Origin of the sequence: Microcoleus sp. B3-A4, from assembly GCF_036705385.1 — a bacterium.
Taxonomy (GTDB): Bacteria; Cyanobacteriota; Cyanobacteriia; order Cyanobacteriales; family Microcoleaceae; genus Microcoleus.
Window position 1 is genome coordinate 39,565 of record NZ_JAUBUI010000051.1, and the last position, 8,320, is coordinate 47,884.

At 47.0% G+C, this 8,320-nt stretch carries 6 protein-coding genes and 1 tRNA gene; 6 read left to right on the forward strand and 1 reads right to left on the reverse strand.

Annotated elements, in window-relative coordinates:
- The 6 genes from QUB33_RS19380 to QUB33_RS19405 form a co-directional block, all read left to right on the forward strand.
- A partial coding sequence (locus QUB33_RS19380) for a TPR end-of-group domain-containing protein (protein ID WP_333352791.1) occupies positions 1–284 on the forward strand: 284 nt, incomplete at its 5' end.
- 439 nt (positions 285–723) lie between these two features.
- Positions 724–1,926 carry a tetratricopeptide repeat protein gene (locus QUB33_RS19385; protein WP_333352795.1) on the forward strand — a complete coding sequence of 401 codons (1,203 nt, stop codon included), beginning with the start codon at positions 724–726 and terminating at the stop codon, positions 1,924–1,926.
- A 79-nt stretch (positions 1,927–2,005) separates the two neighbouring features.
- Complete coding sequence (locus QUB33_RS19390; RefSeq protein WP_333352798.1) at positions 2,006–3,529, forward strand: carboxypeptidase M32; 1,524 nt, start codon at positions 2,006–2,008, stop codon at positions 3,527–3,529.
- Between the two features lie 129 nt (positions 3,530–3,658).
- Positions 3,659–6,079, forward strand: a complete 2,421-nt coding sequence (locus QUB33_RS19395; protein WP_333352802.1) for a sucrose synthase — start codon at positions 3,659–3,661, stop codon at positions 6,077–6,079.
- 521 nt (positions 6,080–6,600) lie between these two features.
- Positions 6,601–7,308, forward strand: coding sequence for a peptidoglycan-binding protein (locus QUB33_RS19400; protein ID WP_333352805.1), 708 nt, complete (start codon positions 6,601–6,603; stop codon positions 7,306–7,308).
- Between the two features lie 312 nt (positions 7,309–7,620).
- Positions 7,621–7,702: transfer RNA gene (locus tag QUB33_RS19405), tRNA-Leu, on the forward strand.
- A 402-nt stretch (positions 7,703–8,104) separates the two neighbouring features.
- On the opposite strand, the gene QUB33_RS19410 is transcribed toward QUB33_RS19405, so the two are convergent.
- Positions 8,105–8,320, reverse strand: a 216-nt coding sequence (locus QUB33_RS19410) for a hypothetical protein (RefSeq protein WP_333352808.1), incomplete at its 5' end; no start/stop codon positions are given.

Below are 8,320 nucleotides of genomic sequence, written 5' to 3' on the forward strand. Positions count from 1 at the left end.
ACAAAGCCTGGTACAATCGGGGCATTGCACTGGGTAATTTAGGAAGATTGGAAGAAGCGATAGCCTCCTTTGACAAAGCCTTAGAAATCAAACCAGATGATGAGGCAACATTTTATAATAAAGCTTGCTGCTATGCGTTACAGAGTCAGATTGACCAAGCGATTCAGAATTTGCAGCAAGCCATCAATCTGAATCCTGACGAATGGCGAGAAATGGCAAAAACGGACTCGTATTTTGACAGCATTCGATCGCATACTCGGTTTCAAGCCTTGATTCAAGAATAGGGATTTGCTCTTGGGCGGGGCGGGTTTATGAGATTGTCGGTTTTAGGCAATTATTCTTGGTAAAACCTGTCCTTACAGCTTCAAAAATACTCTTATTATTTATTAGTCTGCAAAGGCGGACTTCGCTTGACAAGAGGCGCTTTCAACTCTCGATCGCTCAAAAGGATTACGTGAAAATGATATCTTGGGTGAGGTTTGTCACACCTCAGTACGATCGCCCTTTCTTCTTTTCTACGCAGTCCTATAAAAAAATAGTATTAATCTATACTTCCAAATCCCAGCTCTAGAAATATAATGAAAAAATTGAAAAAGTCCCCAAATTCCTGTAAAATTGCCATAAATAACCAAATAGTCGCGATCAAAAGCACTCAAAGGCGAAAAAGATCGCATATAAAAAAGAAAAGAATCAATTAGACAGAAAATAAAGAGGTGAAACCCCTTGCAAAAATTAGCCAGCATAGAAAAGCCGATCGACTCAGGGGAAAAATCCATAGCAGTCAACACCCAAAAGGCTCAAACATTGTACGAACGCGGCAACGCCCTAGAAGCGATGGGACGATTCCAAGCTGCGATCGAATCCTGGGAAGAAGCGATCGCACTCGAACCAAAATTTTATGAAGCGTGGTACAACCAAGGCGTAGCCCTCAAAAAATTGGGCCAGCTAGAAGAAGCGATCGCAGCCTACAACAAATCCCTACAAATCAAACCAAACAATCCCGAAGCGTGGTATAATCGCGCCAACGTTTTGCGGAAGCTCAACAGACTCTCAGAAGCGATCGCATCCTACGAAAAGGCGCTCGAACTCAACCCCAGCTACCCCGAAGCTTGGACGAACCGCGGCAACACCCTCGTCAGCTTAGAGAAATTATCAGAAGCGATCGACTCCTACGACAAAGCCATCGCCATCAAACCAGACTACTGCGAAGCTTGGTACAACAAAGCATTTGCCCTCAGAAAATCAGACCAAAATACAGCGGCGATCGCCTCTTACGACAAAGCGATCGAACTCAAACCAGATTTGCATCAAGCCTGGTACAACCGCGGCTTAGCCCTAGCCGATGAAAAACTCTACCCGGAAGCCGTCGCCTCCTACGACAAAACCCTGCAACTGCGGCCGAATTCCGCCGAAGCCTGGAACAAACGCGGCAGGGCGATCGCACAAATGGGACAATTTGAAGAAGCGATCGCATCCTGGGACAAAGCCCTCGCACTCAACCCAAACGACAGCGAAACCTTTTACAACCGCGGCTTAGCCTTCGCCAACTTACAACGCTTTGAAGAAGCAGTAGCCTCTTGGGACAAAACCGTAGAGTTGCAGCCAGACAACACGGAAGCCTGGTACAACCGCGCCATAGCCCTCAAAAAAATTCAACGATTTACCGACGCGATCGCCTCCTACGATAAAATCATCGCACTCACACCCGACGATCCAAACCTGTACTATCAAAAAGCTTGCATTTACGCCCTGGAAAAACAAGCAGGCGAGATCACAAACAGCCAGGAACTTGTAGCCACCAGCATTCGGCTGGCGATCGAAAACTTATCCAAGGCGATCGAACTCAATCCGCCGAAATACCGGAAATTATGCAAAAATGACTCTAAATTGCATACAATACGGGAAGAAGTGCGGTTTTTAGCTTGATTTCAGGGTAGCTATGATTGATGGATACGGATGCCGCACTGCAACCTTTGTAGGCAAAACAGCACCATAAACCCCAATCATGCAAACCCTAGACAAAACTCAAGCAAAATTCGCTCAACTGGCAGCCCATCTCAGAGAAGTTACCGACATAGAATCAGCCTCGTCGTTGCTGCATTGGGATCAATCAACTTATATGCCCCCCAAAGGTGCAACTGCCAGAGGCCGCCAGTTGGCTACTCTCAAACAAATATCCCACGAAAAATTTACAGATCCAAAAATAGGTGAACTCCTAGAAGACTTGCGTTTCTACGAACAAACCCTCCCCTACGACTCCACCGCAGCCAGCCTGATCCGCATAGCCCGCAGAGACTACGATCGCGCCGCCAGAGTCCCCGCAACCTTCATGTCCGCACTCTGCCGCCACCAAGCCGACTGCTACGAAGCTTGGGCCGCGGCCAGGGCAGCCAACAACTTCGCAGCCGTTGAGCCGTATCTAGAAAAAACCCTAGAATTAAGCAGGCAATACGCCGAGTTTTTCCCCGGATACGAACACATCGCCGATCCTTTGATCGATCGTAGCGACTACGGCATGAAAGTATCCCTGCTGCGCCCGCTTTTCGCCCAACTGCGTCAAGAATTAGTGCCGATAGTCGAAGCCATCACCTCCCAACCTCCCGCCGACGACTCCTGCTTGCACCAAGACTTTCCAGAATCCCAGCAACTAGAATTCACTCGCAAAGTTGTAGAACGCATGGGGTTCGACTTCCAACGGGGACGGCAAGACACCACCCTGCACCCGTTCATGACCAACTTCTCCATAGACGACGTGCGAATTACCACCCGCGTCTATGAAGACCACTTGGATCAAGCATTGTTTAGCAGCATCCACGAAGCCGGACACGCCCTCTACGAACTCGGAAATTCCCCGGAATTTGAGGGCACGCTGCTTGCAGGTGGCATTTCCTCCGGCGTGCACGAAAGTCAGTCGCGACTTTGGGAAAATTTGGTCGGGCGCAGCCGCGGTTTTTGGGAATGTTTCTACCCGCAACTCCAAGGCGTATTTTTGCGACAGTTGGGACACGTATCCACTGACGCATTTTACCGGGCAATTAACAAAGTCTCGCGATCGCTCATCCGCACCGACGCCGACGAAGTAACCTACAACCTCCACGTCGCCATCCGCTTTGACCTAGAATTGGCAATGGTAGAGGGAAAACTCGCAGTCCGAGACCTCCCCGAAGCCTGGAACGAACGCTATAGAACCGACCTCGGCGTTGTCCCCGCCACCGACAGCGAAGGCGCGATGCAAGATGTTCACTGGTATGTTGGTACGATCGGCGGAATGTTCCAAGGTTACACCCTCGGCAACTTGATGAGCGCCCAATTCTACGAAACAGCAGTAAAAATCAATCCTGAAATTCCTGTAGAAATAGAAAGGGGCAATTTTACCGTACTCCACGACTGGCTCAAACAAAACATCTACCAGCACGGCCGTAAATATACCGCTGTCGAATTGATCGATCGCGTTACAGGTTCACCTTTAACTATCGATCCATTTATCCGCTACATTCGCCACAAATACGGGGAGTTTTATGTCATTTGAGGGATAGCAACTTCACTTTGCAGACTTTAAAATTACAAAAAAAGTAGCCGCTTAAAAGAAAGGGCGATACTGTTTGAGTATCGCCTAATTTTACAGCGGAAATCAAAAGTCTTAAATAAGGGAGTATGTATGTCTGAACTCTTTCAGGCTGTGATCGCCAGCGACGAAAAAACCGAGTTGCGTCAGTTTGTCAGCGATTTACGCGCTTTGGGAAAGAAATATTTACTGCGAAACGACATAGTTAACGCTTTTGCCGCCTACTGCACCAAATACGAAAAGCCCGAACAGTTCCATCAATCTTCTCTTTTAAGCAAACTGATTTACTACGTTCAGGAAATTATTCTTGAAGATGGCAGCCTTTGCGTCCTGCTGCGGCCAAAAATTGCTAGTATGGAAATAGTGCGAGTTGCAGACGACTTGACTGTTGAGCAGATGACAGTGCAAGAATTGCTCGACGTGCGCGATCGTTTCGTCAACCACTTTCATCCCCAAGAAGGCGACATTCTCGAACTAGATTTCGGCCCGTTTTACGACTACTCCCCCACAATTCGCGACCCCAAAAACATCGGCAAAGGAGTACAATTCCTCAACCGATATCTCTCCAGCAAACTGTTTCAAGACGCCAGACAGTGGCAGGAAACTCTATTTAATTTCTTGCGCCTTCACCGCTACAACGGCGTACAATTGCTAATTAACGATCGCATAAAATCCCAAGAACAACTTTCACAACAAATCAAAAAAGCCCTCACCTTTGTCAGCGATCTTTCTGAAGAAGAAGCCTACGAAAGATTTCGACTCGTGCTGCAATTGATGGGTTTCGAGGCAGGTTGGGGAAATACCGCAGCCCGGGTACATGAAACCCTAGGAATTCTTGACGAATTAATTGATTCGCCCGATCCCCAAACCCTAGAAGCATTTATTTCTCGCATCCCGATGATTTTCAAAATCGTCCTAGTTTCTCCTCACGGCTGGTTCGGTCAAGAAGGAGTTTTGGGGCGGCCGGATACGGGAGGGCAAGTAGTTTATGTCCTCGATCAAGCCAAGAGTTTAGAGAAACAACTGCAAGAAGATATTCATCTTGCAGGTCTCGATAGTTTAGGAGTCAAACCTAAAGTAATTATTCTCACCCGGTTAATTCCTAACAGCGACGGTACGCGCTGCAACGAACGTTTGGAAAAAGTTCACGGCACAGAAAATGCTTGGATTTTGCGGGTTCCCTTCCGGGAGTTCAATCCCAAACTGACTCAAAATTGGATTTCTAGATTCGAGATTTGGCCTTATTTAGAAACTTATGCGATCGATTCAGAAAAAGAACTTCTGGCTGAGTTTCAGGGCAAGCCAGATTTAATTGTCGGCAACTATTCCGACGGGAACTTGGTAGCCTTTTTGCTGTCTCGCAAACTAAAAGTTACTCAGTGCAATATTGCCCATGCGCTGGAAAAATCTAAATATTTGTTCAGCAATCTCTACTGGCAAGAATCAGAGGACAAATACCATTTTTCGTTGCAATTTACTGCTGATATAATTGCCATGAATGCAGCTAATTGCATTGTCAGCAGCACCTATCAAGAGATTGTGGGCCAACCCGATAGTGTCGGTCAGTACGAATCTTACCATTGTTTTACCATGCCGGATTTGTACCACGTTGTGAACGGGATTGAACTGTTCAGCCCTAAATTCAACGTCGTGCCGCCGGGAGTTAATGAAAGTGTGTACTTTCCCTACACGCGGATCGAAGACCGGGTGCAAGGCGATCGCGATCGGCTCAACGAACTGCTGTTTACTCTAGAAGATCCGGAACAAGTCTTTGGAAAACTCGACGACCCGCACAAGCGGCCTTTATTTTCGATGGCCCGGCTCGATCGCATTAAAAACCTGACAGGCTTAGCAGAATTGTTTGGCAAAAGCCAGGAACTGCAAGAAAAATGCAACTTAATTCTAGTAGCTGGCAAACTGCGGGTCGAAGAAACCGACGATTACGAAGAAGCCGAAGAAATTAAAAAGCTCTACGCAATTATCGACCAATACAACCTTCACGGTAAAATTCGCTGGTTGGGAGTGAGGCTTTCCAAAAGCCTGTCCGGCGAAATCTACCGGGTAATCGCCGACGCCCAAGGTATATTTGTTCAGCCAGCATTATTTGAAGCTTTCGGCTTGACAATTCTCGAAGCAATGATTACCGGTATTCCCACTTTTGGAACGCAGTTTGGTGGCCCGCTGGAAATTATTCAAGATGGCGTAAATGGGTTTTATATCAACCCGACCAACCACGAGGATACTGCCCAAAAAATTCTCGATTTTTTATCGAAGTGCGAACACAATCCCAACTATTGGTATGAAATTTCAACGCGAGGAATTGACCGAGTTTACAGCACGTATACCTGGAAAATTCACACTACCAAGCTGCTGACTCTGGCGCGGACTTACGGTTTCTGGAACTACTCGTCCAAGGAAGAACGCGAAGATATGCTCCGCTACATAGAATCGCTGTTTTATCTGATTTACAAGCCGAAAGCGAAGGCTTTATTGGCAGAACACGCGAACCGATAACTGCCGATTTTTGCTTTTTACGGGCTGGTTCAAGGGAAAAACTTGGTCTTTCATGGCTCAACTTTTGACACAAACCGCCCGTAAATATTTGTGACTGATAGCAGGTTTTGTACAAGAGGACTGAGGCTAAGAAACGCGGTTTCTAGGGAAAATATTGGCTTTGGTAACAAAACATCTCGGAATCAACCGGGTTTATGAGGAATAGTGCGAACCGGCCCCTACTTCTACCTCGTAACTTCCAACTCGTAAATCCTGAGTGCGGCTGTCACCATTGCCGAACTTGTAGAAGCAGCAACAGATATAGCAACCGCGCCCGACGCTTAGGACGTTATTAATGGCTCAAACCAATCCGGTCTATTACCCCTTCCCTCGGACTTCTTGTTATCCGATCGCGAAGTGAAATGGCCTTGTTCCTTCTTCCTTTTGCTATATGTTTCAGAAAGCAGTCCGGGTAATACAATTAGATTTAGAAACATGAAATCAGCGAAACCTTGTCAAACCTCACTAACAGGATGAAATTTATGCGTGTGACTACTGTTACGATTTTCAGCTTGATTGCTCTGCTCGTTCCCGGCTTAACCCGAAAGGCCACTGCTGCTTTCGACTCCGAACCCTTGGTGCAGGAACAGTACCGCAGAGACTTTACGGCTCCCGCCGATCCGGGTGCGTCAGCATCGCCGGAGGGAAATTCCCAAGGAGATATGTTTCACAAGCCTTTTTACGCGGGCGAGCAGCCAGTGAGAAAGGAAAAAACTATCTCGGCGGGAGCTGACGGGCCAGAAGTTGCAGCCATACAGCAGCGCTTGCAGGTGCACAATTTCAAGGTAGGGACGATCGACGGTACCTATGGCTCTCGCACTACATCGGCGGTTCGTGCTTTTCAGCAGTCTAAGGGTTTGAACGCAGATGGCATTGTGGACAAAGAAACTTGGACAGCTTTAGCAGCAGATCCGGCGCCTGCTCCTGAAGCTGTGCAAAGCAATCCTCCTATTCTGAGCAATGCTGCAGTTCCCGGCAATCCTCCAACTCTTTTAAATAAAGGCGCTGTCGGTTCCAAGGTGAAGACGCTACAGGTGCGTTTGGAAATACAGGGTTACGATCCGGGCCCGATCGACGGCATTTTTGGCGCTCGCACTGCTACGGCTGTCAAGAACTTTCAGAGATTTAAGGGTTTGATGGCTAGTGGCATGGTGGACGAAACAACCTGGAAAGCGCTGGGCCAAAAGTAAGTGACAAGTGAAAAATACGGAAAATTGCTGTGGCGATAACTCATGATTGAACCCGGTGTCCCAAAATGACCGGGTTTCTCGATGTTGAGCGATCGAGCAATTTGGTCATCAGCCTGGAAATTTATCCGTGGGTCGCTTTCTTGAATCTAAAATCTAAAATCTAAAATCTAAAATCGATCGATCGAGCAATTGGGTCATCACCCTGCGGATTTATCAGTGGGTCGCTTCCTTCAATCTAAAATCTAAAATCCAAAATCTAAAATCGATTGACCGATCGCTCTGTTGTGTGCTATAGTATTTAAATGTCAAAATGCGGATATGGCGGAATTGGCAGACGCGCCAGATTTAGGTTCTGGTTCCGAGAGGAGTGAAGGTTCAAGTCCTTTTATCCGCACTTAAAATTTTTATTGTAAAACACACAACCCCAGCCTCTGGTCGGGGGCGTGTTTTTTATGTGGGTTGATACTCAATCTGAGTTGAAAACCCTTACTTATTTTAATCATTCTTGAGTGCTTGCTGAAAAGTTTTGATAGCATCCACAGGATTAACCAAATTAATGCAGCATAACAGCAACTCAAAGTTTATTCCTCGCACTTCCTCGCTCTCAGCAATCTTTTCATAGTCAAAATCCTTCGGCTTCACTGTCAGCTAGTGCTTCTTGTGCCAGATTTCGAGAAGAGAGAATGTTTGGCGTTATTACGATCGCCATCACGAAGAAATCGATCCCCTGATTGTTGCTCATCAAACCGATGATTGAAAGGGTGAGGCTGTATTAAGAGTGAAAATTTGGCGATCGTTACGCTCGATTGTTTGCGTAGCCTTTTTCCTCAAACAGGATATTTCCCTCATTCCAGCAATCCGGCAAGGGTTGAAACCCCTGCCTCAAAGCGAAAGTCCTCTCAAAGAGGACTAATGAGTTTTTCAGTCCTCTTTGAGAGCGTTCCACGGGCGCCGCACGCCCGTTATGAATCAAAGAAACAGTTTCGCTCGCCCAAAAGTTGCCAGCGATCGG

Excerpts from the sequence above, each read along its gene's own strand:
- QUB33_RS19400 (WP_333352805.1), top strand. The coding sequence starts at position 6,601 with ATGCGTGTGACTACTGTTACGATTTTCAGCTTGATTGCTCTGCTCGTT.
- QUB33_RS19390 (WP_333352798.1), top strand. The coding sequence starts at position 2,006 with ATGCAAACCCTAGACAAAACTCAAGCAAAATTCGCTCAACTGGCAGCC.
- QUB33_RS19395 (WP_333352802.1), top strand. The coding sequence starts at position 3,659 with ATGTCTGAACTCTTTCAGGCTGTGATCGCCAGCGACGAAAAAACCGAG.